The sequence below is a fragment of the Arthrobacter sp. B0316-1-20 genome, from assembly GCF_059091865.1.
The window spans coordinates 18,361-43,190 of sequence record NZ_JBNHHC010000004.1 but is presented as its reverse complement, the minus strand read 5'-3'; the positions used below and the strand labels follow the sequence as shown (position 1 = coordinate 43,190).

Annotated in this window: 26 protein-coding genes; 9 read left to right on the top strand and 17 right to left on the bottom strand. The window is 65.5% G+C overall.

Features of this window, described 5'->3' with window-relative positions:
* Nucleotides 1-3: 3 nt before the first annotated feature.
* From AC5RW2_RS07620 to alr, 7 genes are all read right to left on the bottom strand, one after another.
* A complete protein-coding gene (locus tag AC5RW2_RS07620; RefSeq protein WP_493963053.1) occupies nt 4-1,068 on the bottom strand; it encodes a substrate-binding domain-containing protein in 1,065 nt (354 codons plus the stop codon).
* A 198-nt stretch (nt 1,069-1,266) separates the two neighbouring features.
* The gene (gene tsaD, locus AC5RW2_RS07615; RefSeq protein ID WP_493963054.1) at nt 1,267-2,334 is read right to left on the bottom strand and encodes a tRNA (adenosine(37)-N6)-threonylcarbamoyltransferase complex transferase subunit TsaD; all 1,068 of its coding nucleotides are present in this window, start codon (nt 2,332-2,334) and stop codon (nt 1,267-1,269) included.
* Complete coding sequence (rimI, locus tag AC5RW2_RS07610) at nt 2,331-2,864, bottom strand: ribosomal protein S18-alanine N-acetyltransferase (RefSeq protein ID WP_493963160.1); 534 nt, start codon at nt 2,862-2,864, stop codon at nt 2,331-2,333. The genes tsaD and rimI overlap by 4 nt, the downstream gene beginning before the upstream one ends.
* Before the next feature lie 35 nt (nt 2,865-2,899).
* A complete protein-coding gene (tsaB, locus tag AC5RW2_RS07605; protein WP_493949547.1) occupies nt 2,900-3,568 on the bottom strand; it encodes a tRNA (adenosine(37)-N6)-threonylcarbamoyltransferase complex dimerization subunit type 1 TsaB in 669 nt (222 codons plus the stop codon).
* Nucleotides 3,569-3,648: 80 nt separating this feature from the next.
* Nucleotides 3,649-4,068, bottom strand: coding sequence for a VOC family protein (locus tag AC5RW2_RS07600; RefSeq protein ID WP_493949546.1), 420 nt, complete (start codon nt 4,066-4,068; stop codon nt 3,649-3,651).
* Between the two features lie 123 nt (nt 4,069-4,191).
* Nucleotides 4,192-4,848: a tRNA (adenosine(37)-N6)-threonylcarbamoyltransferase complex ATPase subunit type 1 TsaE gene (tsaE, locus tag AC5RW2_RS07595; protein WP_493963055.1), complete on the bottom strand. Its 657-nt coding sequence runs from the start codon at nt 4,846-4,848 to the stop codon at nt 4,192-4,194.
* A complete protein-coding gene (gene alr / locus AC5RW2_RS07590) occupies nt 4,845-6,155 on the bottom strand; it encodes an alanine racemase (RefSeq protein WP_493963056.1) in 1,311 nt (436 codons plus the stop codon). The genes tsaE and alr overlap by 4 nt, the downstream gene beginning before the upstream one ends.
* 209 nt (nt 6,156-6,364) lie before the next feature.
* Here alr and AC5RW2_RS07585 point away from each other — a divergent pair, with 209 nt between their 5' ends.
* From AC5RW2_RS07585 to AC5RW2_RS07570, 4 genes are all read left to right on the top strand, one after another.
* Nucleotides 6,365-7,702 (top strand): family 4 glycosyl hydrolase, encoded by a 1,338-nt coding sequence (locus tag AC5RW2_RS07585; protein WP_493963057.1) that lies wholly within the window; start codon nt 6,365-6,367, stop codon nt 7,700-7,702.
* A gap of 94 nt (nt 7,703-7,796) precedes the next feature.
* Nucleotides 7,797-8,129 (top strand): hypothetical protein, encoded by a 333-nt coding sequence (locus AC5RW2_RS07580; RefSeq protein WP_494073893.1) that lies wholly within the window; start codon nt 7,797-7,799, stop codon nt 8,127-8,129.
* Nucleotides 8,130-8,171: 42 nt separating this feature from the next.
* Entirely contained in the window at nt 8,172-8,465 is a 294-nt protein-coding gene (locus AC5RW2_RS07575; RefSeq protein ID WP_493963059.1) for a hypothetical protein, read from the top strand.
* A 5-nt stretch (nt 8,466-8,470) separates the two neighbouring features.
* Nucleotides 8,471-8,782 (top strand): MmcQ/YjbR family DNA-binding protein, encoded by a 312-nt coding sequence (locus AC5RW2_RS07570; protein ID WP_493963060.1) that lies wholly within the window; start codon nt 8,471-8,473, stop codon nt 8,780-8,782.
* A 40-nt stretch (nt 8,783-8,822) separates the two neighbouring features.
* Here the strand turns inward: AC5RW2_RS07570 and AC5RW2_RS07565 are convergent, their stop codons facing one another.
* Together AC5RW2_RS07565 and AC5RW2_RS07560 are read right to left on the bottom strand one after the other, a co-directional pair.
* Nucleotides 8,823-11,423, bottom strand: coding sequence for an MMPL family transporter (locus AC5RW2_RS07565; RefSeq protein ID WP_493963061.1), 2,601 nt, complete (start codon nt 11,421-11,423; stop codon nt 8,823-8,825).
* Nucleotides 11,424-11,427: 4 nt separating this feature from the next.
* On the bottom strand, nt 11,428-12,060 hold the full coding sequence (locus AC5RW2_RS07560; protein WP_493963062.1) for a TetR/AcrR family transcriptional regulator: 633 nt from the start codon (nt 12,058-12,060) through the stop codon (nt 11,428-11,430).
* Between the two features lie 146 nt (nt 12,061-12,206).
* On the opposite strand from AC5RW2_RS07560, the gene AC5RW2_RS07555 reads away from it, so the two are divergent.
* On the top strand, nt 12,207-12,668 hold the full coding sequence (locus AC5RW2_RS07555; protein ID WP_494073892.1) for a DUF3817 domain-containing protein: 462 nt from the start codon (nt 12,207-12,209) through the stop codon (nt 12,666-12,668).
* Nucleotides 12,669-12,991: 323 nt separating this feature from the next.
* The gene (locus AC5RW2_RS07550) at nt 12,992-14,293 is read left to right on the top strand and encodes a cation:proton antiporter (RefSeq protein ID WP_493963064.1); all 1,302 of its coding nucleotides are present in this window, start codon (nt 12,992-12,994) and stop codon (nt 14,291-14,293) included.
* Nucleotides 14,294-14,302: 9 nt separating this feature from the next.
* On the opposite strand, the gene AC5RW2_RS07545 is transcribed toward AC5RW2_RS07550, so the two are convergent.
* Nucleotides 14,303-15,730, bottom strand: a complete 1,428-nt coding sequence (locus AC5RW2_RS07545; RefSeq protein ID WP_493963065.1) for an ATP-binding protein — start codon at nt 15,728-15,730, stop codon at nt 14,303-14,305.
* A 327-nt stretch (nt 15,731-16,057) separates the two neighbouring features.
* Between AC5RW2_RS07545 and AC5RW2_RS07540 the strand changes: the two genes are divergently transcribed.
* Together AC5RW2_RS07540 and AC5RW2_RS07535 are read left to right on the top strand one after the other, a co-directional pair.
* Entirely contained in the window at nt 16,058-16,444 is a 387-nt protein-coding gene (locus tag AC5RW2_RS07540) for an SHOCT domain-containing protein (RefSeq protein ID WP_493963066.1), read from the top strand.
* Between the two features lie 27 nt (nt 16,445-16,471).
* The gene (locus AC5RW2_RS07535; protein ID WP_493949533.1) at nt 16,472-17,323 is read left to right on the top strand and encodes a class II glutamine amidotransferase; all 852 of its coding nucleotides are present in this window, start codon (nt 16,472-16,474) and stop codon (nt 17,321-17,323) included.
* 127 nt (nt 17,324-17,450) lie between these two features.
* Here AC5RW2_RS07535 and AC5RW2_RS07530 read toward each other — a convergent pair whose 3' ends face one another.
* The 3 genes from AC5RW2_RS07530 to AC5RW2_RS07520 form a co-directional block, all read right to left on the bottom strand.
* Nucleotides 17,451-18,116: a GAP family protein gene (locus tag AC5RW2_RS07530; protein ID WP_493963067.1), complete on the bottom strand. Its 666-nt coding sequence runs from the start codon at nt 18,114-18,116 to the stop codon at nt 17,451-17,453.
* Between the two features lie 39 nt (nt 18,117-18,155).
* Nucleotides 18,156-19,325, bottom strand: coding sequence for an AI-2E family transporter (locus AC5RW2_RS07525; protein WP_493963068.1), 1,170 nt, complete (start codon nt 19,323-19,325; stop codon nt 18,156-18,158).
* A 114-nt stretch (nt 19,326-19,439) separates the two neighbouring features.
* Nucleotides 19,440-19,856: a hypothetical protein gene (locus tag AC5RW2_RS07520; protein WP_493963069.1), complete on the bottom strand. Its 417-nt coding sequence runs from the start codon at nt 19,854-19,856 to the stop codon at nt 19,440-19,442.
* Between the two features lie 427 nt (nt 19,857-20,283).
* Here AC5RW2_RS07520 and AC5RW2_RS07515 point away from each other — a divergent pair, with 427 nt between their 5' ends.
* Complete coding sequence (locus tag AC5RW2_RS07515; protein WP_493963070.1) at nt 20,284-20,685, top strand: PLD nuclease N-terminal domain-containing protein; 402 nt, start codon at nt 20,284-20,286, stop codon at nt 20,683-20,685.
* A gap of 32 nt (nt 20,686-20,717) precedes the next feature.
* On the opposite strand, the gene AC5RW2_RS07510 is transcribed toward AC5RW2_RS07515, so the two are convergent.
* The 4 genes from AC5RW2_RS07510 to AC5RW2_RS07495 all read right to left on the bottom strand — a co-directional run bounded on the left by AC5RW2_RS07510 (nt 20,718) and on the right by AC5RW2_RS07495 (nt 24,827).
* Nucleotides 20,718-21,173, bottom strand: a complete 456-nt coding sequence (locus AC5RW2_RS07510; protein ID WP_493963071.1) for a GNAT family N-acetyltransferase — start codon at nt 21,171-21,173, stop codon at nt 20,718-20,720.
* A 3-nt stretch (nt 21,174-21,176) separates the two neighbouring features.
* Entirely contained in the window at nt 21,177-22,217 is a 1,041-nt protein-coding gene (gene mgrA / locus AC5RW2_RS07505) for an L-glyceraldehyde 3-phosphate reductase (protein WP_493949527.1), read from the bottom strand.
* Nucleotides 22,218-22,422: 205 nt separating this feature from the next.
* Complete coding sequence (locus AC5RW2_RS07500; protein WP_493963072.1) at nt 22,423-22,845, bottom strand: hypothetical protein; 423 nt, start codon at nt 22,843-22,845, stop codon at nt 22,423-22,425.
* Nucleotides 22,846-23,177: 332 nt separating this feature from the next.
* Nucleotides 23,178-24,827 (bottom strand): bifunctional ADP-dependent NAD(P)H-hydrate dehydratase/NAD(P)H-hydrate epimerase, encoded by a 1,650-nt coding sequence (locus AC5RW2_RS07495; RefSeq protein WP_493963073.1) that lies wholly within the window; start codon nt 24,825-24,827, stop codon nt 23,178-23,180.
* Nucleotides 24,828-24,830: the final 3 nt, after the last annotated feature.

Genomic DNA, 24,830 nt, shown 5'->3' with positions numbered 1-24,830 from the left:
TACCTACTCGGCGAGCTTCGACAGCTCGGGGTTGTCGGCAAACACCTTGTGGGCGTTGAGCTGCGTCACCGGTTCGGCTTCGGTGAGATAGGCCGCGACGGTGGTTTGATCGTTGCCGTAAGAATCTTCGTCGTCTGCCTCGGGCGCGTCGTCTTGCGCAAACCCCTTGACGAGCGTCATCGCCTCGGCCACCATGGCTGCCGGGTCGGCGTAGGTGGTGGCGTACTGCTTGCCGGCCATGACCGATTTCACTCCTTCCGGGGCGGATCCGCTGCCCACAACTACGGCAGAGTCCTGCCCGCCGTCTTGGGCCACCCGGATAAGAGCCTGAGCGGTGGCATCATCGGCTGCCAAGATTCCATCCAACTTGTGCGAGGCATAGTTGTCAGCCAACAGGCCCGTCAACCGCTTTCCGGCAGCCTCCGGGCTTTCGCTCGCGGTCGCCTCATAATCCGTCTGCCCGGACATGACGGCCACGGTGCCCTCGTCGATCTTTGGTTGAAGTACGTTCATTACTCCGTCGAACGCAAGGCGTGCCGCGCGGTCGCTAGGGTGGCCGCTGAACAATTCGACGTTGTAAGGTCCTTCGCCGTGTCGTTCAGCCAGCCCGTCGAGCAGTGCCTGCGCCTGAGTCTGTCCGTTTTGGAATGCATCCACACTGACCAGGTACTTGGCCGCGGCAGTGTCCGTGACCATGGTGTCGAAAGCTATCACCGGAATCCGTGCCTCCTCCGCGGCCGCCAACTGCTCCCCCAAGCCTGCCGGGTCTGCCGCGTCCACAATGAGCACTTTCAGTTTTCCATTGAGCATGCTGCTGATCTGTTGCTGCTGTTCTGCGGCATTTGCCGCAACCTGAACGTCCGGTTCAAAGTTCGAATCCTTGATCTGTTCGGTGAACAAGTCTTCAGCGTGCGCTGTGTCTGCGGAGAGGGAAACACTGACCAAGGAACCGGTCTCAAAACCTCCCGCACCTCCCGCTTCCGGCCCTTCGCCGGGTTCGTCGCCGGTTCGGGAACAAGAAGTCAGCAGGAGCGACGCCGCCACCAGCACGGCGGCGGACAGTTTCACAGTTCCAGCTTGAGGTCCCATGGTCTTTGCCTCCGTCGTTCCGGGGCTTCCGCCCGGAGAGAAGAGTTATGGGGAAAAGGAGCAGCGAGGGCCGCCATAGTTTCAGCCTAGAACGCCGTCACTGATTGTGACAGGCAGTGTCGTCGGCCAGGGGTTGCCCGAGCGGGGGGCAGGATTGCCTTACGGAGGTCGCTCTGCCTAAAGGTGCACGCTGGTGACCGGCATGGAGGAATCCGGCGCGAATTCGATGCCGGATGGCTGGCCGCCGGCCATCACCACCTGGGCGCCGAGCGCGGCGACCATGGCGCCGTTATCCGTGCACAGGGACACCGGCGGCACCCGCAGCGAGATGCCGTGTTGGGCGCAGCGCTCTTCGGTCAGCGCCCGCAGCCTCGAGTTCGCCGCCACCCCGCCGCCCAGCAGCAGGTTGCTGATGCCGTGCTCGGTGCAGGCCAGCATGGCCTTGGCGGTGATCACGTCTGCCACCGCCTCTTGGAAGGACGCCGCAATGTCGGCCACCGGAAGCGGCTCGCCCGCGGCTTCGAACTGCTCCGCGCAGCGGGCCACGGCCGTCTTCAGGCCGGAGAAGGACCAGTCGTAGCGGTGCGGTCCCGGCGCCTCGGCCGAGCCCATGTACTTGGGCTGGCTCAACCCCCGCGGGAAGCGGATCCGCTTCGGATCGCCCTCGCGGGCCAGTTTGTCGATGGCCGGACCGCCCGGATAGCCCAGGCCGAGGATGCGGGCCACCTTGTCATAGGCTTCGCCGGCAGCGTCGTCGATGGTGGCGCCGAGCAGTTCCACGTCGTCCGTCAGGGAGCGTACGCGCAGGATCTCCGTGTGGCCGCCGGAGACCAGCAGCGCGCCCAGGTTCTCCGGGAGCACTCCCCCATCCAGCACTCCGACGCCCACGTGGGCCACCAAATGGTTGATCGCGTAGAGCGGCTTGCCGGTGGCCAACGAGAGCGCCTTGGCCGCACAGACGCCGACCATCAGGGCGCCGGCCAGCCCGGGCCCGGAGGTCACGGCGAGCGCGTCCACCTCGTCCAAGCTGACGCCGGCGGTGTCCAGCGCCTGCTCCAGCGTGGGGATGAACGCGTCCAAGTGGGCGCGCGAGGCGATCTCCGGGATCACCCCGCCGAAACGAACGTGCTCGTCCATCGAGGACGAAACCGCGTTGGCCAGCAGGGTGTCGCCGCGGACGATGCCGACACCGGTTTCATCGCAGGAGGATTCGATCCCCAGGACCAGCGGCTGGGTGCGGTTCATCGGGTCTCCTCCGTGGTTTCCGGTTGCTCGCCTGCTGTGCCGGCCGCTGCAGCATCATGGCCGGCACCTGCTGCGCCCCGGCCGGTACCGGGCAGGCCGGTCCAGTCCTTGAGCTTCAGCCGCATGATCAGCGCGTCGGTGCCGCCGCGGTAGTAGCGCGGCCGGACGTGGATCTGCTCGAAGCCGAACCAGCGGTAGAGCCGCTGCGCCCGCGGGTTGTCCGCGCGCACTTCCAGCAGCACGTCGTCCGCCCGCTGCTCCGCGGCCTTCTCAATCAGCAGGGTCAGCAGTCTGGTGCCGATCCCCTGCCCCTCGCGCTCGGGCACCACGGCAATGGTCTGCACGTCGGCGATCGGCCGCACGCACATCAGTCCGGCATAGCCGATCACGTCGCCCAGCGCATCCACGGCCACGTAGTAGCTGCGGGTGTCCTGCGCCAGTTCCTCGTAAAACATTTCGGTGGGCCAGGCATCGTCCGGAAACAACTTCTGCTCCAGCGCATCCACCGCCGGAACATCGGCCTCGGTCATCGCCCTGATGCGGCCCGCGGGCTGCGCGCCGGCGGTCACAGTGCCCGCTTCCGCGGCCCGGGGACCTTCGCGTCAGATTCGCGCAGGTACAGCGGCGCGGTGTCCAGCAGGTCCAGCCCTTTGTCCAGCTTGACGACGGCGGTGCGGCCCAGCGCTTCGGCCGTCGGCTGTGTGCCGCTGTACTCGGTGACGCCGCGGAGTTGCTCCGGGTACAGTCCGGCGCCCATGCCGTAGGCCGGCAGGTCCGGGACCTCGGACGGCGCGCTGACGTGCGGGCCGTCCAGCAGCTCATGCGTGCCGCCGGTACTGCGGTAGCGCGCCCAGTACACTTCCTTGCGCCGGGCATCGGTGGCCACCACAAACTCGTCCACGCCGGCCCGCCAGGCATCCAGCGCCGCATCCACGGCGATGGCATCCAGGCTCATCACGCCGTGCAGCGGCTTACCCCAGGCGAAGGCCAGCGACCGGGCGGTGGCAATCCCGGAGCGCAAGCCGGTGAACGGCCCCGGGCCCACGCCCACCACCAGGGCGTCGATGTCTGCGCCGGTGACGTCCGCCGTCGTCATGATCTTGCCGATTCCGGGGGCCAGAACTTCCGCGTGGCTACGCGTGTCCTCGGTGGCGAAGGCGGCCAGCGTCTCTCCTTGTCCGGTCAGCAGCGCGGCGCTGGCGATGGCGGAGGTATCAAGGGAGAGGATCAGCACGCATCAATTTTACTTGAGGTACTCCGCGGCCCGTGGCATCCGCTCCGGCGGCACCTGCGCACCGTGGGCGCACGGATGGGTTACGACGGCGACTGCCCCGCGATATTGACCATCCAGTGGACGCCGAACTTGTCCGTGCACATACCGAAGGTGTCGCCCCAAGGCGCTTGTTGCAGCGGTTCGGTGACGTTGGCGCCGTCGATCAGCTTGTCCCAGTAGCCACGCAGTTCGGCCTCGTTGTCGCCGCTGAGCGAGAGTGAGTGGCTGGAACCGGGCGTGTAGTCCATGCTGTTCGGCGTGTCAGCTGCCATCAGCACCAGGCCGCGCTCGGTGGCCAGCTGCGAGTGCATGATCTTGTCGGCCTCCGCCGGGTCATCGCTGGCGTGGAAGTCGCCGAAGGTGTTCAACGTCAATTCGCCCCCGAACACCGAATGATAAAAGGTCATCGCTTCTTTGGCCTGGTCGCGGAATCCCAGGTACGGGGTCAGCGCAGTGTCCATGGTTGGCCTCCTCGCGGGTCTGCTCTCGCCATCGATTATGGACCTGTGCCTGCAGGCAGTGAAGACCGAGTGCGTCCGCAGCCCCTCGCGGTGCAGTAAATCGCGCTGAGGACCGCTGCTGCGTCAGGCGAAGATGTACGCCGCCCAGCGCGGCCCGTAGGCCGCCATCCGGATCAGCCGGGGCTCGCCGTCGTCGGGTTCTTCAAAATCGAGCACGACGCCGGGGCTCGCCTGCGTGCCCGCGGCACCGTCGGTGGAACCCTGCTCGGGCCCGCCGCCAGTCGGTGCCGCGCCCTCGGCCGGTCGGTTCATCAGGTCCGCCCCGGTGGGCCGGACCAGCGAAATGTCCAGCCAGTTGTCGGAGAGGTGCTCCACGCGGCCGCGGCCCCACTCCACGACCGTCACGGCCTCGTCCAGGGTGTTCTCCAGGTCGATGTCGTCGATCTCGCCCTCCGACTCCAGCCGGTAGGCGTCCACGTGGACCAGGTCCGGGCCGCCGTTCATGCTCGGATGGCTGCGCACCAGAACGAACGTGGGCGAAATGATGCCCGGGCGAACGCCGAGTCCCTCGCCCAGGCCCTGGGTGAAGGTGGTTTTCCCTGCGCCCAGCTCTCCGCTGAGCACCACCAGGTCGCCTGCCCGCAGTATCCTGCCCAGCCGGGCGGCGAGCGCCTGCGTTTCCTCCGCGGAGCCCACGTGGAACTCGCGTTCCCACACCGGCGTGGGCTGTTGCTCCCGGGCCACGTCTGCCGCGCCTGGCTGGCCCGCCCCGCTGGTCATGCCAGCACCGCGCCGGCATCCCCGGCGCTGTCCGTGTTCCGATCGTCCGTCGTGGCCAAGGCCGCGCGGACCTGTGCTGCTGCGGCGGCCTGCTCCGCCGCGGATGCGGGGAGTACCGCCGCCTCCGCCACGGGAGCGGCTTCCCCGGCGTCGTCCCGTTCATCGGCAGTCCCGGCGTAATAGCGCGGGACGCGCTGGCTCACGCGGGTGACTATCTCATAGTTGATGGTGCCGGCGCCGAGCGCCCAGTCCTGGGCATCGGGAACATCCCGGCCCGGGCCGAAAACAATCACTTCCTCGCCCAGGAGGTCACCGGCGTCGTTGGTCCTCAAGTCCACCACGAACTGGTCCATCGCCACCCGGCCCACCACGTCATACCGCTGACCCGCGATGGCCACCTGCACGCCGGCGGCGCTGCGCGGGATGCCGTCGGCATAGCCCAGCGGCACCAGCACCAGCGTGGTTGGCTCGGTGGTCAGGTAGTTCAGCCCATAGGAGACGCCCTGGCCATGCGGTACCTGCTTGCAGTTGGCCACCCGCGCGCGCAGCGTCATTGCCGGCACCAGCCCCAGTTCCTCGGGGGTCTGCGACTCGAAGGGGGACAGCCCGTAGATCCCCAGGCCCACCCGGACCATGTCGAAGTGCGCATCCGGACGGCTGAGCGTGCCCGGCGTGTTGGCCAGATGCCGGACTTCCAGATCCAGCCCGGCGTTTTCCGCCACCGCCACCGCCTCCCGGAAGCGGTCCACCTGGTCGTCCGTCTCCGGCCGGTGCGGTTCGTCGGCGACGGCCAGGTGGGAGAACACTCCCACCACCCGCAGCAGCCCCAGTTCCTGGTACTCCACGGCCCGATTGACCAGGTCCTCCCACAGCGCCGGCGGGCAGCCGTTGCGGCCCAGGCCGGTATCGATCTTCAGGTGCACGCGTGCCGGCCGTTCCAGCTGCCGGGCGGCCCTGACCACCGGCTCCAGCTCCCAGCCGGACACGCCCACGTCGATGCCCGCCTCAATTCCGGCGGCGAAGTCGGTATCCGGAGTGTGCAGCCAGGCCAGGATGGGAGCGTCGATGCCCGCTTTGCGCAGGGCCAGTCCCTCGGTGAAGTGGGCCACGCCCAGCCAGCCGGCACCGGCTTCCAGTGCGGCGCGGGCCACCGGAATGGCGCCATGGCCATAGGCGTCCGCCTTGACCACGGCCATCACCCGGGCGGGGGCTGCGATCTCTCGCAGCTGCCGCACATTGGCGCGGATCGCGTCGAGGTTGATGACGGCTTGGCGGTCATAGGGCAGCGGCGACGTTGTAGAGCTCACGGATCCATTCTCCCATCCGAAGCTTGCTTTCCAGCTGAAGAGTTACGCACAGCAAAACGTCCGCCTGCACCATGCGGGGCTCTTCAGCCGGGCCGCGCGCTTAAGCGGCCCGAGCCCGGGACGCGCCCTAGCTGGCACAATACAAGCAAGGGCGCGTCCCGGGCTCGGGGCCGCCGATTGTTATCCAACGTCAATGTTCGGGGGAAGCAGTGGCAACACTTGCCATTCTGGGCGGCGGCGGCTTCCGCGTGCCGCTGGTTTACCGCGCGCTGGCCGAGGGGCCGGCTGCGGGGCTGGTGGACCGGCTGGTGCTGCACGACGTGGACCCCGGCCGCCAGCAGGCGATCGCCCGGGTGCTGGCGGATGCTCCGCTGTCCGGAGGTCTCCGGACGCCAAGCATTGAATCAGCGCGCAGCCTCGACGACGCGCTCGCCGGGGCCGACGTCGTCTTCTCAGCCATTCGTCCCGGCGGCACGCAGGGCCGGACGCAGGACGAACGCATCGCCAGCCGGCTGAACCTGCTGGGCCAGGAGACCACCGGAGCAGCCGGCATTGCCTGCGGCTTGCGGGCCGTTCCCGCCGCCCTGGACATCGCCCGGCGGCTGCGCGAGCTGAGCCCCGACGCGTGGCTGATCAACTTCACCAATCCCGCCGGGCTGGTCACCGAAGCGGTGCTGCCGGTACTCGGCCACCGGGTGATCGGCATCTGCGACACGCCCCTCGGGCTGGTCCGGCGCTCCGCCAAGGCCGCCGGCGCGCCGTTGCGGCGCGGCTCGTTGGCGGGTGTGGACTATGTGGGCCTGAACCATTTGGGTTGGCTGCGCGGATTGGAGCACGACGGCGCGGATCTGCTTCCGGGGCTGCTCGCCGACCCCGGCAGGCTCCAGTCGTTTGAAGAAGGACGGATTTTCGGTACCCGGGAGCTGCAGGTCCTCGGGGTGATCCCGAATGCCTACCTGTTCTATTACTACTTCCGCCGCGAAGCGACGATGGCGCTGGCCGGGGCCACGCAGACCCGCGGCGAGTCGATCCACGAGCTGCAGCAGGAGCTGTACGCCAGGCTGCAGGCCTCCGGGGCTCCGTATGCAGAGTGGGAGGACGCGCTGCGGCGCCGCGAGGAAAGCTATCTGTCCGAGGCCCGGGAGATCGGCGTTTCCCGCGACGAGGAGGACCGTGCGGCCGGCGGCTACGAACACGTCGCCGTGGACACCATGCGGGCCCTGCTCACCGGCCAGCGCAGCGAGCAGATCCTCAACGTCCGCAATGCCGGGACCATCCCGCAGCTGCCGGAGGACGCCGTCATCGAAGTGCCTTCGGTGGTCGATTCGGACGGCGCCCGCCCACTGCCGGTGAAACCGCTGACCCTGCACCAGGCCGGCTTAATGACCCAAATCAAAGCGGTGGAGCAGGAGGTCATCCGCGGCGGACAAGGCGACCGTGCTGCCGCGCTGCGGGCCTTCATGATCCACCCGCTGATCACCTCCGGCCATGTGGCCCACCGGCTGCTCGAGGCCTATGAACAGGCCCACGGATACCGCTGGAACTGAGATGGAACGGGCATCGGGCGGTTCACCTTCAAGGCTCCCGGCCGTACTCCAGATTGCGGGCTGCATCCTGGCCGCGGCAGCCAGCGTCTCTGCCTTGCTCCTGCCGGTGATGGCGCAGGAAACTGTGACCAGCTCCCCCGGCACGGAGCCGCAACGCACTGTCGAGTCATTGACGCTGCTGCAGACCCATCCGCCCGCAATCCTTATTCCGCTGGCCGTTCCGCTGATCTTGACGCTGGTGCCACTGCTGGTGCCCCGCCGCACTGCTTGGGCGGCAGCCATCATATGCACGGTCTTGTTGTTTGCCTTCATCGCCCTGGCGATGGCAAGTATCGGCTGGCTCTATCTCCCGGCCCTTGCGGCGGCGACCGCTTCCGCCGTCCTGCACCGGACATCCCGGCCGCCTCACAACCGGCATGCGAAATAAGCGACCCTCGTCGGCCGTTGCTTCCGAGTGGATAATCACACCATGGACTTTGTCGGCAGTCTGATCGCGCTGGGACTGGTGGCGTTGATCATCGCCGCCGCCGTGGCGATGGCGTCCCGACCGTGGCGCGGCTTTCCCGGGTCCACGGGAATTTCCGGCGCGTTCGGCGCCATGGAAGAGGTCTTCGCCCCGGGCCGTTATGAAGCGCGGATGGAACAGGAGCGGCAACAGCAAGCACCTGCCCCGGCCCCGGCTCCCGGCGACAAACCCAGGCCAGGCGAGGACCCTGAGACCGAAGGGCCAGCCCACGGCGACAACAAGGGCGACGGAGGGTAACGGGAATGCCTACCGAGGACGATGTGCGCCGCCTCTGCCTGGCCCTGCCCGGCGTCGCCGAACGGCCCAGTTGGGGCCAGCCGGCGTGGTTCGCGAAATCACTCATGGCCCGCATCTGGGAGCCTGGCGTACTGACCGTCAAGACGAAGGAACGCGAGGCATTGGCCGGCACGGACCCGGACGTTTTCTTCTGGACGCCGCACCACGAGCGGTCACCGCTGCTGGTGCTCCTGCACTTGGTGAAAGTCTCACCGGCGGAACTTGAAGAACTGCTGGACGAATCGTTCCGGATCGCCGGAGGCCGGCACCTTCCCTGAGGTTGGTGCCGGCCTCCGGCATGCTTCGGGTCCGCGTTGCCTAGCGGACTCCGGCCGCCTGAGCCTCGGCGGGCTCGGGCTTGTCCACCTGCTGGACCAGCTTGGCGCCTTCCACATCCACGTCCGGCAGGATTTTGTCCAGCCACCGGGGCATCCACCAGGCTGCTTTGCCGAACAGGTGCATGGCGGCCGGAATCAGCGTCATCCGCACCACGAAGGCGTCCAGCAGCACGCCCAATGCCAGCGCAAAGCCGATCGGCCGGACCATGGTCAGGTGGGAGAAGATGAACCCGGCGAAGACGGAGACCATGATGATGGCCGCGGCCGTGACCACCTTGGCACCGTGATTGAAGCCGCTGACCACGGCGGCCCTGGCGTCTTCGCCGTGCGCATAGGATTCGCGCATGCCGGAGACCAGGAACATCTGATAGTCCATCGCCAGGCCGAAGAGCACACCAATCATGATCATCGGCAGGAAGCTCAGGATCGGCCCCGGGTCATGCACATCGAACAGGTTGCCCAGCCAGCCCCACTGGTAGATCGCCACCACGGCGCCGAAGCTGGCGCCCAGCGAGAGCAGGAAACCGGCGGTGGCCAGCAGCGGCACCAGGATGGAGCGGAAGACCAGCAGCAGCAGGATCAGCGAGAGCCCGATGACAATGGCCAGGTACACCGGCATGGCGTCCGCGAGTTTGTCGGACACATCGATCTGCATCGGCGGCTGACCGGTGACGGAAATCCCGACGCCGGTGCTCTCCTCGAGTGCACCTGTCTCCGCCCGCAGGTTGTGGACCAGGTCCTCGGTGCTCTCGGCCGCCGGGCCTTCCTCCGGGATGACCTGCAGCACCGCGGTGCGGCCGTCCTCGCTGGTTCCGGTCGGAACGGCGGCGGCGACGTGGTCCATGGCGCGCAGTTCCTGCGAGAGCTGCAACAGGGTTTCGTCTGTCTCCGCCCCCTCCAGCCCGGCCGGCAGGTCGGCCACCACGATCAGCGGGCCGTTGATGCCTTCGCCAAAGTTCTCGCCCAGCTGGGTGTAGGACCGGTAGGCCGTCGAGTCCGCCGGTTCGGAGCTGCCGTCCGGCAGGCCCAGCCGCAGTTCGGCCGCCGGCACCGCCATCACGCCCAGCACTGCCACGCCCGCGATCAGCGCCAGCCACGGGTGCTTGGTGACCGACCTGCCCCAGCTGCGCTTCGGATCGTTGTGGAATTCGTGTCCCGGTGTGGAGCTTTCCGCATCGACGGCCACGGGGCCGGTCAGCCCGGCCTTGGCCCAGGCGCGTTTGGACAGAATACGCCTGCCCATGATGGCCAGCAGCGCCGGGGTCAGCGTCAAGGCAACCACGACGGCGACGGCCACCGTGGCGGCGCCGGCCAGTCCCAGCACTGTGAGGAACGGGATGCCCGGCACCGCCAGTGCGGCGAGCGCGATGATCACCGTGAGCCCGGCAAAGAGCACCGCGTTTCCGGAGGTTCCGGTGGCACGGCCGATGGACTCGATCAGTGGCACGCCGGACAGCAGCTGGATGCGGTGGCGGTTGACGATGAACAGTGAATAATCGATGCCCACGGCCAGCCCCAGCATCAGCGCGAGCACCGGCGAAACGGAGCTCATCTCCACCACACCGCTTAGTGCCATGGTGCCGCCGACGCCGACACCCACGCCGACCAACGCCATCAGCAGCGGCAGCCCGGCGGCGAGCAGTGTGCCGAGCATCAGCACCAGCACGGCGGCGGCCACGGCAATGCCGATGACCTCGGCCACACCGAACAGGCTGGAGATATCTTCGACGATGTCCTTGCTGTACTCCGCCTGAAGGCCGGAAACCAGGCCGGCTTCGGTGACTTGCTGAACCTGTTCGCGGTCCTCCTTGGAGACCGACATCATGTCCTGTTCGAACTGGACCTGAACGAAGGCGGCCGAACCGTCCTCGGAGACGAACCGCAGGCCCTCCGATGACTGCTGTTGCAGCTTGGCCGCTTCCAGCTCGGCCACCCCGGACTCGTACTCTGCCCGGCCGTCTTCCAGCCGCTGTTCGGCCTCGTCCAATTGCGCCTGAGCCGCTTCCAGCTGGGCCCGCTGCGGTTCCAGCTGGGCACGGGCCTGCTCGGCCATGGCGGTTTGGCCGGCGGCCTCAAGCTGCTCGATCTGCGCCTCGGCGGCCTGTACCTGCTGCAGCCCAGGCTCTAGTTGCGCCTTGCCCGCGTCCAGTTCGGTCCGGCCGTCGTCGAGCTTCTGCGCTGCCATTTGCAGCTTCTCTTCCCCATCGGCAATCATCTGCGGCGCATCGTCCAGAGACGTTTGCAAGTCCACCGGGTCCGTGGCACGTTCGACGGCGCCCAAGTCCGTCAGGTCGGCCGAGATCTTGGCAATGGTGTCCTCCTGCTTGGCAGTAAATGCCGTGCCGTCCGCCGTCGTGAAGACAATGGTGCCGAGTCCGCCTGAGGCCTCCGGCAGTTTCTCCTGCAGCTCATCCGCCACCGCCTGTGCGGGGGTGCCCGGAATGGTGAAGCTATTGGACAGTGTGCCCATGAAGGCCGCGACGGAACCGCCGACGGCCACCATGATTACCAGCCACGCCGAGACAAACCACCAGCGTTTGCGCGCGGCCAGCTTGCCGAGTCGATAGAGCAGTGAAGCCATGCGATTAGTCCTTGTGGTTGATGTTGAAGCCGGCACGCAGCAGGTCAAGGCTCTCCAGCAGCTGCTGCCGGAAGGCCGATGGACCAGGCGCCTCGCCGTCGGGAGTCTGGGTGGCTGCCATCCGCATGGCGGCTTGGGCGCAGGCAATCAGCGATCCGGCGAGCGCGGTGACGGTCAGTTCGCCGGCGCTCTCCGGCAGCCGGCGGCGCAGCCCGTCTTCGAGCGACTGCTGGGCGTGCCGCCAGATCTGCAGTTGGATGCGTTCCAGCTGCGGGTCGTCGGCACCCATTTGGTAGATCTCGCAGAGCAGCGCCAGCCGTTCCTGGCTGATGTCCCCGCCCAAGGTGGCGAGCACGGCGTCCATGATCGGTTCGTCGGCGGAGCGCTCGTCGAGCCGCGCGAACGACTGTTCCAGGAATTCCTCCACCGGCAGCGTGACCGCTGCCTCGATGGACGGGAAGTAATTGAAGAAGGTCCGACGCGAGACGCCAGCCTCTGCCGCCACCTGATCCACGGTGAAACCGCCTGGCCCCTGCTCGCGGGCGAGCCGCAAAGCGGCCGCGGTGATGGCCGCCCGGGTTGCCAGCTTGTTTTTCTCGCGGCGGCCTTCCAGCGGCGCCGCACTTTCTGTATTCACCGGCCCAGCATAGAATCAAACTTGCACACCATGCAAAATTGCCCACTGTGCATGGATTACCTGTACAAAGCTGCCCTCGGCTAGATTTGATGGGAACCCTGATTCAGAAGCAGGACACCCCCGCACCCAACCATCCGAGGACACGCATGTCTCCGCGCACCCTGTTCCGCACCGTCGCTTTCGCCGAAGCCGTCACCTGGACACTTCTGCTGATGGCCTTGCTGCTGCGGGCATTGCTTCCGGAAGCCCGCGTGGCGGTGAGCATCGCCGGCGGACTGCACGGCTTCGTTTTCCTCTGCTACGTGGTCAGCACCCGCTTCACGTGGGTCAACCACCAATGGCCTGCGGGCCGCGGCGTCCTCGCGCTGGTCTCCGCCGCCATCCCGTACGCGACTATTCCCGTGGAAAAGTCCATGGACCGCCACGGCCTGCTCGGCGACACTTGGCGGCTCGGCGCCGGCGGGGAACAACCCAGCGGTTTCCTCGAGAGACTCCAGGCCGGCGTGCTGGCCCGCCCGGTGGCAGCCATCGCCGTCGTCTTAGTCGCCGTCGCCGCCGTCTTTAGCTTCCTGCTCTTCATGGGTCCGCCGGATACCTGGTTCGCATAGAAGGTTGGACGAACGGGTCCAGCAGCCTGGTTTGGTCATGGTGTTCCTGCATCAGGAAAGGAGCGGCGTGGCGTACGGGAACTCCGCCAAGTTGCGCTGCTGGCCGTGCAACGCCGCTGGTCGGTTACGGTGCCGGCGTCCGAGAAACAGCTGCCCACTGGAGTTCGGACGGCGTCTGGAACGATGCCGCCGCAGCATGTAGCATTCGCTCAAGCTGACCCCGATCGGTAAGCCGGGAGGACCCCGAGGAGGACCAAGGCCCGCAACCTTGGCATCCGCCCCGATGGCGGGTAGCCAAGCTCACGATCGAGAGCAGGACCCGCATGGTGGCGGCGACGACGATACTGACGATCATCCTTCTCTGGAGCGCGTTCTCCGGGCCGCTTGACCGGCGCGGGATCACTTCGGCCCTCTTCTTCACCGCCGCCGGCTTTGTGGTCGGCACGTCAGCCCTCGGCCTGCTCGATGTCTCCTTGGAGTCCTCCGAGCTGGGGCGGGTGGCCGAGGTCGCGCTCGTCCTGCTCCTCTTCAGCGACGCCACCCGACTCGACGTTCGCTCACTCCGCCGCGAGCTCGGGTGGCCGGCCCGTCTCCTGCTGATCGGATTACCGCTCACGATGCTCGCCGGGGCAGGGGTCGGGGCTCTCGTCTTCCCCGGAATTCCCCTGGCGTCCACGGTCCTGCTTGCGACGATACTGGCCCCGACCGACGCGGCACTCGGCCAGAAGGTCGTGTCCGACCCGGCTGTGCCCGCCCGCGTGCGGCAGGCGCTCGACGTGGAGAGCGGCTTCAACGATGGCCTCGCCGTGCCCTTCTTCCTCGTCGCACTCGAGATCGCCAACGCCGAGCTCGAAACGCGCGTCACCTGGGCCGTCGCCAGCAACATGGCTGCACAGATCGGCTGGGGACTCACCGGCGGACTTACCGCTGGCATTCTGGGTGGCATCCTTTACGGCATCGCCGACCGACGTCAATGGATCAGCTCCGACTGGCGGCAGATCGCGCCACTGGGGGTGGCGCTGCTGGCCTACACCCTCGCGTTGCTGCTCGGCGGCAGCGGCTTCATCGCCGCCTTCGCCGGCGGCATCGCATTCGGGAGCGTCTCGGGCGCACGCAGTTCGCTCGTCAACCTGTTCACAGAAGAGACAGGGGGACTTCTCGCCGCCGTAACCTGGATCGGATTCGGAGCGCTGGCCTTCACCCTGGCCATTCCACACATCTCCTGGCAAGTGATCCTCTATGCCGCGCTGAGCCTGACGCTGGTGCGCATGATTCCGGTGGCGATTGCCTTCACCGGCCGGGGCGTGAGACGTCCGACGGTGGCGTTCGTTGGCTGGTTCGGCCCGCGGGGCCTGGCCTCGCTCGTGTTCGCGCTACTCGCCCTCGAGCGCGGCGTCCCCGACGGTGAGACCGTACTCACGACCGTCGTTGCCACCGTCGCCCTCAGCGTCGTCGTTCACGGCCTGACCTCCGTCCCGCTGATCGCCGCCTACCACCGCTGGTATAAGGGCCGCCCGGCCGAACATCCGGCGGCGAAAGAGACCATGCCGGTGACGATGCCTCGCCGGCGACGCCAGCCCGGCACCGGTCCGGCCTGGCCCGGCAGCGGTGGAGGGGCGGACTAAGGCGGTCCGTTACCCAGGCCCGTTCCGCATCGGCACGCCGACATCGGATCCGCCTTCCCGAGTCAATCGAGTCCGCACGGTAACAAGACCCGGCGCTGGGACGAATCCCCCTGCAAACAGGGCCTCGCCCTGCCTAAAAAAGGGCGATTGTTCCAGGAACGTTTGCGGAACAAATCCAAACGTAGACGCCAGCCCGTCCAGATCGCTCGGCGAGCTCATCTTCATGAGCGCGAGATTGTCGCATTGCGAGATGATGTCCGGGTCGAGCTTGGATGGCCGCTGCGTCGACAAGAGGAGCCACAAACCGAATTTCCGCCCTTCGGCGGCAATTTGGACGATTCGTTCACGTACGGCCCGGTGCAAAGGGCTGCCAGGCTCAGCTGAGCAGAGATTGTGCGCCTCATCGATCACAATGAGCAGAGGCTGCCGAGCATCCCGCGCGTTCCAGAGACTGTCGAGGACGGACAGAACAACCACCAGAGACTCTTCGGGGAAATCGAACCCTCCCAAATCAAGTACGGTGGCGTCCGGCCGGTCGCTAAGTATCTCGGAAGCCGCAGCGTTTTGGCGTGCCCACACCCGCCAGTCAGCTAGCCTCAGGTTTTCGATCCGGGATGCCAAGGCAACAGACCCGGGCGTATCGGCTCCCCGCAGTTGGTCGATGATTGACTCCGGCTCGGCTCCCCCGATGAGGGCCTCAATATGAAGGAAGTCGTTGTACTCCGCACGGTCAATCAAGGGGTCGAGTCGCAGTACTGCGGCTTGGGAGCCGGTCGACATTGTTGAAAAACGGGCCCGCAGCGGGTCCGAACCCTCGACATTCGGACGCAAGACGCGAATGTCTCTGGAGCGCAGTAGAGCCGCGGCACCGGCTGTTGCTTCGTCGGTCAATTCACCCAGTCGTACGAAGTCTGCGTTGGGGTCAAGAATCACCATCGGCAGCCCGGTCCGCAGGAGTATCTCTTCAAGCACCACGCCCAGGGCATAGGTCTTTCCTGAGCCACTTTGGCCGCACCAAAACGTATGGCGGTTGAATTTAGTCGGAATCAATCGTGCATCGAAGTGGTCTGTGTTCGTGAAAGTACCGATTTCCAACAATGCGCCTGAGAAAGAATGGAGCAACTCGACCAGCCCTCTGTCGGCGGCGGCGAGCCCTGCCTCACGAAATCCTAAGGCAGGGCTCGGTGCGGTCATGCCTTTTGAGCTGAACGAACCGATGATCCTCCCCGAGCCGCTCATGACCCCGCTTTTCCCCATGCGGAGTTGATGAATCTGGCCCATCATCGGTAGCCGGTCGGGCACTTCGATCGAAACCAGGGAACCGGTTTCCAGCCGTTCCCGGCTCACGCCCTGGAAGCCGAAGGAACGCCCGTCCACTGACGATGCTATGAGACCGTCTTCTGATGGTGAGTAGTCGTCAGCATGGTCTGCGGCCATTGTCCCGGCTTCCGAAAGGTTGGCTTAGATTCAGCGGTCTGCATGACATCCGCCTTGAGTTTCCCAAGCTTTGCGGGCCGGCACAAGGGACGTTGTGGCCGCCGCCTCATAGTGCCGAAAACCGAGGAACGGCCTGCGAATCTCACCCTTGCCGGATGAGGTGCCGGCTCTGAAAGCCGGACGATACTGGCTCTAGTCATCGGAGGCGCCACGAGCCTCCGACGGTCCGGCTGGGAGAGGAGCAGCCGCTTGGGTTGCGTGTGAGGGAAATCATCCCCGGGCCGCTATATCCGCGGCCATGGACCAACATAATGAACAGGATTTCCAATGGACTTTTGGGAGAACTTCTGGAGCGTCATCTGGTGGTTTGTTTGGGTGTTCGCATTCACGACTTACCTGATCGCGGTATTCATGATCATTGGCGATATCTTTCGTGACCACTCTCTCAACGGCTGGCTCAAGGCCGTATGGCTTATTTTCTTGATCTTCGTACCGTTCTTAACGGCTTTGATCTATCTCATCGCCAGAGGCTCCAGCATGACTGAACGTTCAGCCGAGCGTGCACGGCTCAATCAGGAGTACACCGAGTCGTACATACGTAATGTCGCCTCGAGCAGCCCAAGCGAGGAAATCTCGAAGGCTAAAGCGCTTTTGGACTCCGGCACAATCACGGAAAGCGACTACGCGAAGATTAAGACCCGCGTTCTGGCGTGAGGTTTCTTAGGCTCAGAGGAGGTAGCCATGTGCCGTTGGCTGGCGTATTCCGGATCGCCCGTGCGTTTGGACGAGCTTTTGTTCAAACCGGCCAATTCGCTCGTCATGCAGAGCAAGCACTCACGCTTGGGAGCCGAAACCACCAACGGAGATGGCTTCGGTGTTGGCTGGTATGGCACACTGCCAACGCCGGGGATCTTCCGCAGTACGGAACCCGCTTGGAACGACAGTAACCTGCGGGAGCTCTCTTCCCAGGCATCCGCTGGCCGGGTGTTCGCGCACATTCGCGCCTCAACCGGCTCGGCCGTCCAGCAGACGAACTGCCACCCATTCCGCCATGGGCGTTGGCTGTGGATGCACAACGGGGTCATCTCGGACTTTCCAGTAGTCAGGCGGGACCTGGCGCTGGCTGTCGACCCCGACCTGTTTCCCCTGATTGAAGGATCAACGGACTCCGAAGTGTTCTTCATGCTTGCCCTCTCTCTGGGCTTGGAGCAGGACCCGCGCGCAGCGGTCGCTGCTGCGGTCGGGCTCATCGAACGCGTCGGAAGGAGCCACGGCATCGACTACCCGCTGCAGATGACGGTGGCTACAACCAACGGCGACGCCACCTGGGCCTTCCGCTATTCCAGCGAAGGCCGTTCACGAACGCTCTTCCACAACACCGACGTCGCGACTCTCCGGGCCCACTATCCCGACAACGTCATGCTTGAAAAAATCACCGACGATACGGTGGTTGTGGTATCTGAACCATTGGGGGATCTGCGCGGAGCCTGGCAGGAAGTGCCGGAATCAACCTGCATCGCCGTACACGACGGCGGAATAGACTTCCATGCATTCACACCCTCTGATTCAGCCGCCGCGCCGAATGCACGGTAGCGGACTGGAGGGATCCGCCGGAGGCGACCGGCTACAGGCAGCGTCCTGCTGATTCTGTGACCGCGCGGCGCCTGGTTTTCATGATTCCTGAGCCAGTGCGCTCCGGTCCGTGTCCGTGCCACCGCTATCAGAGTTGCAGAAGACTGTAGCCTCCGATAAAAGCGCCTATTGCGAGAATCGCCACCGCGGTCACCATCCGGCCGTTGCGCTGCAGCCAGGCGTAGACAGCCGCAAGTTGCCCCTCGGCTCGTTCCCGGGCACGCACCCAATAGCCAATCGGCAGCACGACCGCCGACTGGGCGACAACTGCATAGCCGAGAACCAACAAGGCCCCCTCAATGCGAGACGGCTCTTGGGCGCTGATCAGTACCCCGGCGGTGATGGCCAGCAGGAGCGCCTTCGGACGCAGATTCAGTCCCAGACCGAGTCCGATGAATTCCCAAGTGCGGGCAGACTGCAATCTCGACGTGATCTTGCCCAGCATGGCGCTCTCCCCTGTGCCCTTGCGCCTGAAAAGGAAAAGAGCGTAGCCGACCAAAAAGGCTCCGATCATCAGGCCCAGCGCGAGCCGCAGCTCGTCCTCGTTCCACCTCGGGACCTTCGGCATGAAGCCTAGCCCTATCGAGGAAAGACCGACGATCACTACTGAACCTGTGATGGTGCCTATCAGAAAGGCAAAGGCGCGCCGGCGTGGATGAGGCGAGAGCAGAATGATGATGGTGATACTGGCCGGAACGGTGCTCATCGCCCCGGCTACGGCGACCGGCACAAGGCTCATCAAGAGTTGCAGCACCCGCAGCTCACCCGGCCTCGATGGCAGCGTGAGGGGATGTCATTTTTTCCGCATGCCACGGCGCGGCGCGCGGTCCGGTCCCCACCGCGCCCGGCGGGACCGGATGGCCTCGTCTTCAAGCTTCAGGGCGGATTCGATGTCCTTCCTGTCCCCCGTCATAGCCCGACGCCAGACCTTCGATGGGTCCGAGTCAAGAAGGATGGTGCGGACCAGCAGGGTGAGCGGAACGGCGAGGATGGCGCCGACTGCTCCTAGCACGGCCGCCCAGAAAAGCACCGAGACAAAGGTCAGAGTCTCACTCAACGACACCGCGTTACCAATGTATTTGGGCTGAATGATCGACTGGATGACACTGTTGATCACGCCGTAGACAAGGATGACGGCGAGGGCAACGGGCCAGCCTCCGCTCAGGGCACCAAAGACCAGCGGCGGGATAATGGCGATGAAGTAGCCGACGTTTGGGATGAAGCTGCAGATGAACGACAAGACCCCCCAGGCCATGGCGCCCGGGACCTGCAGGATGAACAGGACGAGCCAGTTGAACAGGCCTTGGGCAGCTCCCAGGACCGTCGTGGCAACCGTGTACCGGCGTACGTCAGCAGCGAAACCGCTGAAGGCAGTGACCATGGCCGGCCGATAGAACTGCACATGGGTCAGCAGGGCGGCCACCCGTCCTCCGTCAACTGCCATCAAGATGAGCATGGTCAGGATGATCACGAGGACGCCGACCATGCCCGTGATGTTCCCCAGCAAGTCGGTGATGAACCCGATGACGCGACCGGGAGTGAATGCCTGCAGCACGGTCTGCGCCTGTTCGGAGCCGAATCCCACGGACTCCAGGAAGTCTGCGATCGAGGCGCCCAGTTGGTTCAGTTGGGGAGCATATTGCGACAACAGCGCAGAGAACTGGGCGAATGCTGCCATCAGGATAACGGAAAGGCCGATCAGAACGGCGAATCCGGCGGCCATAGTGGTGCCGGTAGCAGCTCCCCGAGGGACTCCGTGCTGTTGCATCCAATGCCGGACCGGATGCACGCAGATGATGATGACCAGTGCCAGGAATATCGGCGTGAAGATGCCCCGGATCGCGGCGATTCCGAAGGCTGCGACGGTCGCACCGCCAAGAGCAAGCAAAATGGTGGTAGCGCGGGGAATGCTAGGACCCTGGACCGGTTCGGACGCGTCGGGTCCCGATGCTTCAAGTTGCATTGCCCCCTCCTTCGCCGCTAGTCGTAGTCTAGGGGCGCGGTTGTGTTGTCAGAAGGGGACGGAGGCTGCTGTTCCGTCAGACGTTCGCCCGGGCCGCGGCTGTAGGACATCGACCTAACATTTGAGCTCACTCGCTACTCCCTTACGAGCCGTGTCGACTTTGGCTGCTTCGTTTTTCAAGGAATCAATCGCTTGGGGAACAGTTGCGTCATCAGGAACAGCGTCTACTGCGGCTTTAAAGTCGTCCGTGGCCGAGGCCAGTTCGTCAGTCCTGTCCTTGGCAACGTTTGCCGCCGCCCCCTTGAGATCGTTATAGGTATTGCTGACCTCTTCCCGCGCCGCACGAATTTCATCAATGGTGGCGTCCGGTGTCAGGGTCTCGCGAAAGTTTTTTAAGGCCGCTGCGAAGGCATCGGAGGCCCCGCACGCTTTCGTAACATTTTCCTCGGGGCTGGCGGAGCAGCCCGAGAGCATTCCCACGGCCAACCCTAATGCCGCAGCTCCTGACAGAATCGAGTGTTGTTTCGACATTGTTTGTTCCTCTCTGGATGCCGGCTGTACCGGCGCATTCGGCCACTGGCAGACATTTCAAGTCTGAGCCTGGCCACCGGAGACGTGCTTCACCCACCCGGGGTGAATTCAGCCTCCTCGCATCAGGGTGCTTTTCGCAGGATGGCTCCGTTCGATGGCGGCGAGGGAGCTGGCTGCCGCCGGATGGGGAGCACGACGGTGGTGTTCAATCCGTGGAGGAACGCGGTTTCAATGCCGGGGATGAGATCCCGGGCGAAGGCGACGGAGTTGGTCGAGCTGACGGGGGTCCGCCGCCAGCCGCCTCATCCGGAATGGGTGAGGTGCCACCTACGACGGACGGCGATCCTTAAGCCTAGAAGGCAGGGAACATGGCCGGACACTCCATCGTTCGGCCTTTGGCTCCAAGGCGCCGCTGAAAGGACTGATCGTGGGCATTTGGGAGAACTTTTGGGAATTCTTCTGGTTCCTCTTTTGGACCGTTGCTTTTATCGCCTACCTCATCACACTGTTTTCCGTCGTGGCCGACTTGTTCAGAGACCGATCCCTTAACGGCTGGTGGAAGGCGGTATGGATAGTCTTCCTGATTTTTTTCCCCTTCCTCGGGGTCCTGGTCTATCTCATAGCGCGGGGAACTGGAATGGCCGAAAGAAGCCAGGAACGCGCATTGATCACACAGGAAGCCGTCAACAAATACATTGGCGACGTCGCCGGATTAAGTCCTTCAGATGAGATCGCGAAGGCTAAATCCCTGCTGGATACCGGCACGATCACAGCTAATGAATATTCGGCTATCAAAAAGCATGCGCTCCATGACCTCCGTGTGCCCTGATTCCCGCAGTCGCCGCGGGAGCAGCCGGAGCGTCAGGCATCGAACCGGGCGAAGGCGCGCAAGGCTCCGCCGTCACTATCAGTAACTTGCGTGTAGCCGAGTGATTCGTAGAACGCCTTCTGGCCGGCCTCGTCGTCGGTTAGCAGGACCTTTTGCCGGACCCGGGCGAACGGCTGCAATACCAGCAGTACTAGCTGCCGACCGATTCCCCGTCGTTGGAAGGCGGGGCGGACCAGCACATCCTGCAGATAGCAGATCGATGCTCCGTCTGATATCACCCGGGCGAGCCCAACCAGTTCGGTGCCGACATGGGCAACTGCGATGGCGTCGGAACCGGACAAGGCGGCTGAGATGGTCTCCGGCGACGAGGTGTAGGCCGTCCAGCCGACGGCGTCGTATAAAGCGAGCACCTGCTCGAGGTCCAGTTCAGCCGCGACGGTGAGGCTGACGTTCAGCGGCGTCTCGCCTGGCGCGGTGGGACGGTCCACGGGTTAGCTCTTCGGCTGCCAGATGTTGATGTCGGAGTCCACGGCGAACTGGTCGATGGCTTCGGCTTCCTCGGCCGTGAATTTGAGTGTGGCCACGGCAGCGAGGCTATCCTCCAACTGCGCCACACTGGACGCCCCGATCAGCGCCGAGGTCACCGGGGCACTCTTCGACTGCTCGCGCAGCACCCAGGCGATGGCCATCTGCGCGAGCGACTGGCCGCGGTTCTGCGCCAGTTGGTGCAACCCGCGGACGCGGTCCAGGTTTTCGTCCGAGAGCATCTGCGGGAACAGTGACTTGTTCTGTGCCGCCCGGGAATCCTCGGGAACGCCTTTCAAGTAGCGGTCCGTGAGCATCCCCTGGGCGAGCGGCGAGAACGCGATGCAACCCATGCCCTCCTCGTCCAGCACTTCCAGCAGGCTCGGGCTGGAGTCTTCCACCCAGCGGTTCAGCATGGAGTATGACGGCTGGTGAATCAGCAGCGGCGTTCCGAGCCCACGCATGATGCGGGCCGCGTCCCGGGTCTGTTCCGCCGTGTAGGAGGAGATGCCGGCGTACAAGGCCTTGCCGGAACGGACCGCCTGGTCCAGCGCTCCCATCGTCTCCTCCAGCGGCGTGTTGGGGTCCGGCCGGTGGCTGTAAAAAATGTCCACGTAGTCCAGACCCATCCGCTTCAGCGAGGCATCAAGGCTGGACAGCAGATATTTGCGCGAGCCCCACTCGCCGTACGGTCCCGGCCACATCAGGTAGCCCGCTTTGGTGGAAATCACCAGTTCGTCGCGGTACGGCAGGAAGTCCTCGCGCATGTGCCGGCCGAAATTCGTTTCGGCGCTGCCCTCGGGCGGACCGTAGTTGTTGGCCAGATCGAAGTGCGTCACGCCCAAGTCGAAGGCCCGGCGCAGGATCGCGCGCTGTACCTCAAGCGGCTTGTCATCGCCGAAATTGTGCCAAAGCCCCAGCGAGACAGCGGGCAGCTTCAGTCCGCTTCGTCCCACCCGGCGGTAGGGCATGTTCTGGTACCGGTTCTGTGCAGCTTCAAACGCCATCCCTTCATCATGCCATCGTGCACCTGCTGGTGCCGACCGGCGATGATCCTGACCACAGCCGGAGGGACTGCGCTGTGGACATCGAAGAGCCGACGGCGGACGGTCCCGCTCGGAGGGCAACGCAGCGGTGGGGAGGGCGGGGGCATTCCGTCCTCCCCACCATCGAGACAACGATTACCTGAGGTGCGAGCTGCAGGGCGGGCTGCTAGCGGTGGTCACAGTGAAAGCGGACCTTGTTGCTCGACACCCAGCCGTCGTTGCGGCTGAAGCTGACAGCCTTGTAGGTGCGGTCGCACCGCAAGCCGTCGTTCCGGCTGGTGAAGTCGCCGTGATGGGTCCGGACGTAGAACTCATTGACAACGCGGTCCCGGGAGACATTGACAACCCAGACATGGACGCGCTTTGCCTCATAGTCCGTTCCCCGTACCCGGTAGTCGCCGTTGCCGAAAATGCGCAGGGACAGGTTGGCGTCGCCTCCGCGTTGTTGTCCTCTGTCCGCCTGTGAATGGGAAGACGTCGCGACGACAGTGCTGGCACCGGCGGGCGCTGCCATGCCTATGCTGGCGAGAAGTCCCAGGAACACGCCGGCGATCATCAACCACGCGCGCCATTTTGCTGGAGTTTTCATCGGTGAGAGTGCTCCGTGCTTTCCGGGGCCTGGACGCGGAAGGCGCGTCCGCCCGTCACAAAGCGGCTTGGCGTACCCCGGCATTCTGTCGCCGCTGCCGCTTGCTGGCGCCGGATAAAACCACGGGGGCTGTCCCGGCCCATCAGTGTTCAATGAGGTTGCCATCCCTCAGGAGGATTCTGCCTCCGGTGCGCCGCCCCCATGCCCCTGCGGTGCGGTTAGCACGTGCCTATAGCGTAGTTGAAACAGGGAACGCCGGGTATCCCCGTGGAGCCACTTTCCCTTCTCAGGCCCGGCACGGCCCATCTTCCCGCCATCCTGGCATCGTGCGGCTACTGGTTTCGACCGGCGATGATCCTGCCCACCACGAACGGGACGGCTGCGCTGATATCGGATGCCGCCAGCGGACGGCCCGGCCCGGATGACGACGGCGGTGCGGACCATCCGCTGCCTGCCTCCGCTGCGTCCGGTTGCGGCGCCGGCGCTGCTTCGCCTCGTCGCGAGGCCTTTGCCCCGGCCAGTCCATGGAGGCAGGCGGCCATGGCGGCGACCACCGCCCAGCGATCAGGTTCCGCAAATCCGACCGCGTCCAACTGCTCCGTACGGATAGTTGCTGCGAGGGCTCCGAGGATCCCGGCGAGTGTGTCGCCAGATCCGGCGGTGGCCAGCCAGTCGGGCCCGTCGTCCTGGCTGAACAGCACGCCGTCCGGTGCGGCGATCACCGTTACTGCTCCTTTGAGCAGCACGGTCGCGCCCGTGAGACCGGCTGCCAGCGCGGCGAATTCGGCGGGCGCAGCCTCAATATGTTCCCGGTCCGTCGCCACGCCCTGGGCTTCCAGGATGCGCACCAGTTCGCCGGCATGTGGGGTCAAAACCACGTGCGGTCCCAGCTCCGCGGGGAGCACGTTGAAGGCGCCGGCATCGGCCACCACCGGCAGCCCGGAAGCGATGGCGTCCCGTGCCCGCCGGCGCTGGTCCTCGTCGCCGTCGGTGCCCGGACCCACCAGCCAGGCTTGGACCCGGGACTCCCCCACCCCGCCCTGAGAACAGACGGCTTCCGGCGTTTCCAGATTGATCAGCCGGCACACCTCCGAAGGCCCCAGGTACCTGATCATTCCGACGCCGGTGGCCGCTGCCGCCTTGGTCGCAAGCAAGGCCGCACCGGGATAAGAAGCGGATCCTGCCGCGATGCCCAGCACTCCGCGGGTGTACTTGTGGTCGGTCCGCCGCGGCACCGGCCAGAGCATGGCCAGGTCCCGCGCTTCGAGCCGCCGCAGGCCCGGCTCCGGGAGCAGGTACCCGATGCCAATGTCCACCGTCTCGATCCTGCCGGCGAGCGCGGCCGCGGGATCGAGGAACAGACCGACTTTGGCCCCGCCGAAGGTGACCGTGAGGTCCGCGGGCAGCACTGGTCCGGCCACCTGTCCGGTTTCGGCGTTGACGCCGCTGGGCAGATCGCACGCCACCACCAACGGACCGCGGCCGCGGCCTAGGCCGGAATCCAGCAGCACCTGCACCAGCTCCCGTGCCCGCCCGCGCAGCCCTCCGGCGGAACCGGTGCCCACAATCCCGTCGACCAGCGCGTCAGCGGCTGCACAGGCTTCTGCCGCCGCCCGAACCGCATCAGTCAGAGCCGCCGCACCAACAGCCGGCTGTCCCAGCCTGATCACCCGGCCGCCTCCCCGCTCGAAGGCAGCCAACGCCTCCGCATGCACGCCCTCGGCGGTGAGCACCGCCGTCGTCATGACACCGCGTTTAGCCACCGATGCCGCAGCGAACAGGGCATCGCCGCCGTTGTTGCCGCTCCCGGCCAGCACCACCAGCCGGGCACCATAGATCCTGCCGGTCACGCGTTTGAGTTCGCGGATGATGCCCGCGGCCAACCCGGCCGCCGCGCGGGCCATCAGCTCCGGCCCGTGTCCGTCGTCGAGCAGCGGGCGTTCGGCGGCGCGGATACGGTCCGGCGTCCAGGCCTCGATCATGCA

What these genes read in the sequence shown, in the direction of transcription:
- rimI (WP_493963160.1), bottom strand. Translation starts at nt 2,864, where the DNA reads ATGACCGAGGCCGATGTTCCGGCGGTGGATGCGCTGGAGCAGAAGTTG.
- AC5RW2_RS07555 (WP_494073892.1), top strand. Translation starts at nt 12,207, where the DNA reads ATGTCTCCGCGCACCCTGTTCCGCACCGTCGCTTTCGCCGAAGCCGTC.
- AC5RW2_RS07535 (WP_493949533.1), top strand. Translation starts at nt 16,472, where the DNA reads ATGTGCCGTTGGCTGGCGTATTCCGGATCGCCCGTGCGTTTGGACGAG.
- AC5RW2_RS07575 (WP_493963059.1), top strand. Translation starts at nt 8,172, where the DNA reads ATGGACTTTGTCGGCAGTCTGATCGCGCTGGGACTGGTGGCGTTGATC.
- tsaD (WP_493963054.1), bottom strand. Translation starts at nt 2,334, where the DNA reads ATGAACCGCACCCAGCCGCTGGTCCTGGGGATCGAATCCTCCTGCGAT.
- AC5RW2_RS07520 (WP_493963069.1), bottom strand. Translation starts at nt 19,856, where the DNA reads ATGTCGAAACAACACTCGATTCTGTCAGGAGCTGCGGCATTAGGGTTG.
- AC5RW2_RS07550 (WP_493963064.1), top strand. Translation starts at nt 12,992, where the DNA reads ATGGTGGCGGCGACGACGATACTGACGATCATCCTTCTCTGGAGCGCG.
- AC5RW2_RS07570 (WP_493963060.1), top strand. Translation starts at nt 8,471, where the DNA reads ATGCCTACCGAGGACGATGTGCGCCGCCTCTGCCTGGCCCTGCCCGGC.
- tsaE (WP_493963055.1), bottom strand. Translation starts at nt 4,848, where the DNA reads ATGACCAGCGGGGCGGGCCAGCCAGGCGCGGCAGACGTGGCCCGGGAG.
- AC5RW2_RS07495 (WP_493963073.1), bottom strand. Translation starts at nt 24,827, where the DNA reads ATGATCGAGGCCTGGACGCCGGACCGTATCCGCGCCGCCGAACGCCCG.
- AC5RW2_RS07525 (WP_493963068.1), bottom strand. Translation starts at nt 19,325, where the DNA reads ATGCAACTTGAAGCATCGGGACCCGACGCGTCCGAACCGGTCCAGGGT.
- AC5RW2_RS07500 (WP_493963072.1), bottom strand. Translation starts at nt 22,845, where the DNA reads ATGAAAACTCCAGCAAAATGGCGCGCGTGGTTGATGATCGCCGGCGTG.
- AC5RW2_RS07540 (WP_493963066.1), top strand. Translation starts at nt 16,058, where the DNA reads ATGGACTTTTGGGAGAACTTCTGGAGCGTCATCTGGTGGTTTGTTTGG.
- mgrA (WP_493949527.1), bottom strand. Translation starts at nt 22,217, where the DNA reads ATGGCGTTTGAAGCTGCACAGAACCGGTACCAGAACATGCCCTACCGC.
- AC5RW2_RS07545 (WP_493963065.1), bottom strand. Translation starts at nt 15,730, where the DNA reads ATGGCCGCAGACCATGCTGACGACTACTCACCATCAGAAGACGGTCTC.
- AC5RW2_RS07600 (WP_493949546.1), bottom strand. Translation starts at nt 4,068, where the DNA reads ATGGACACTGCGCTGACCCCGTACCTGGGATTCCGCGACCAGGCCAAA.
- AC5RW2_RS07565 (WP_493963061.1), bottom strand. Translation starts at nt 11,423, where the DNA reads ATGGCTTCACTGCTCTATCGACTCGGCAAGCTGGCCGCGCGCAAACGC.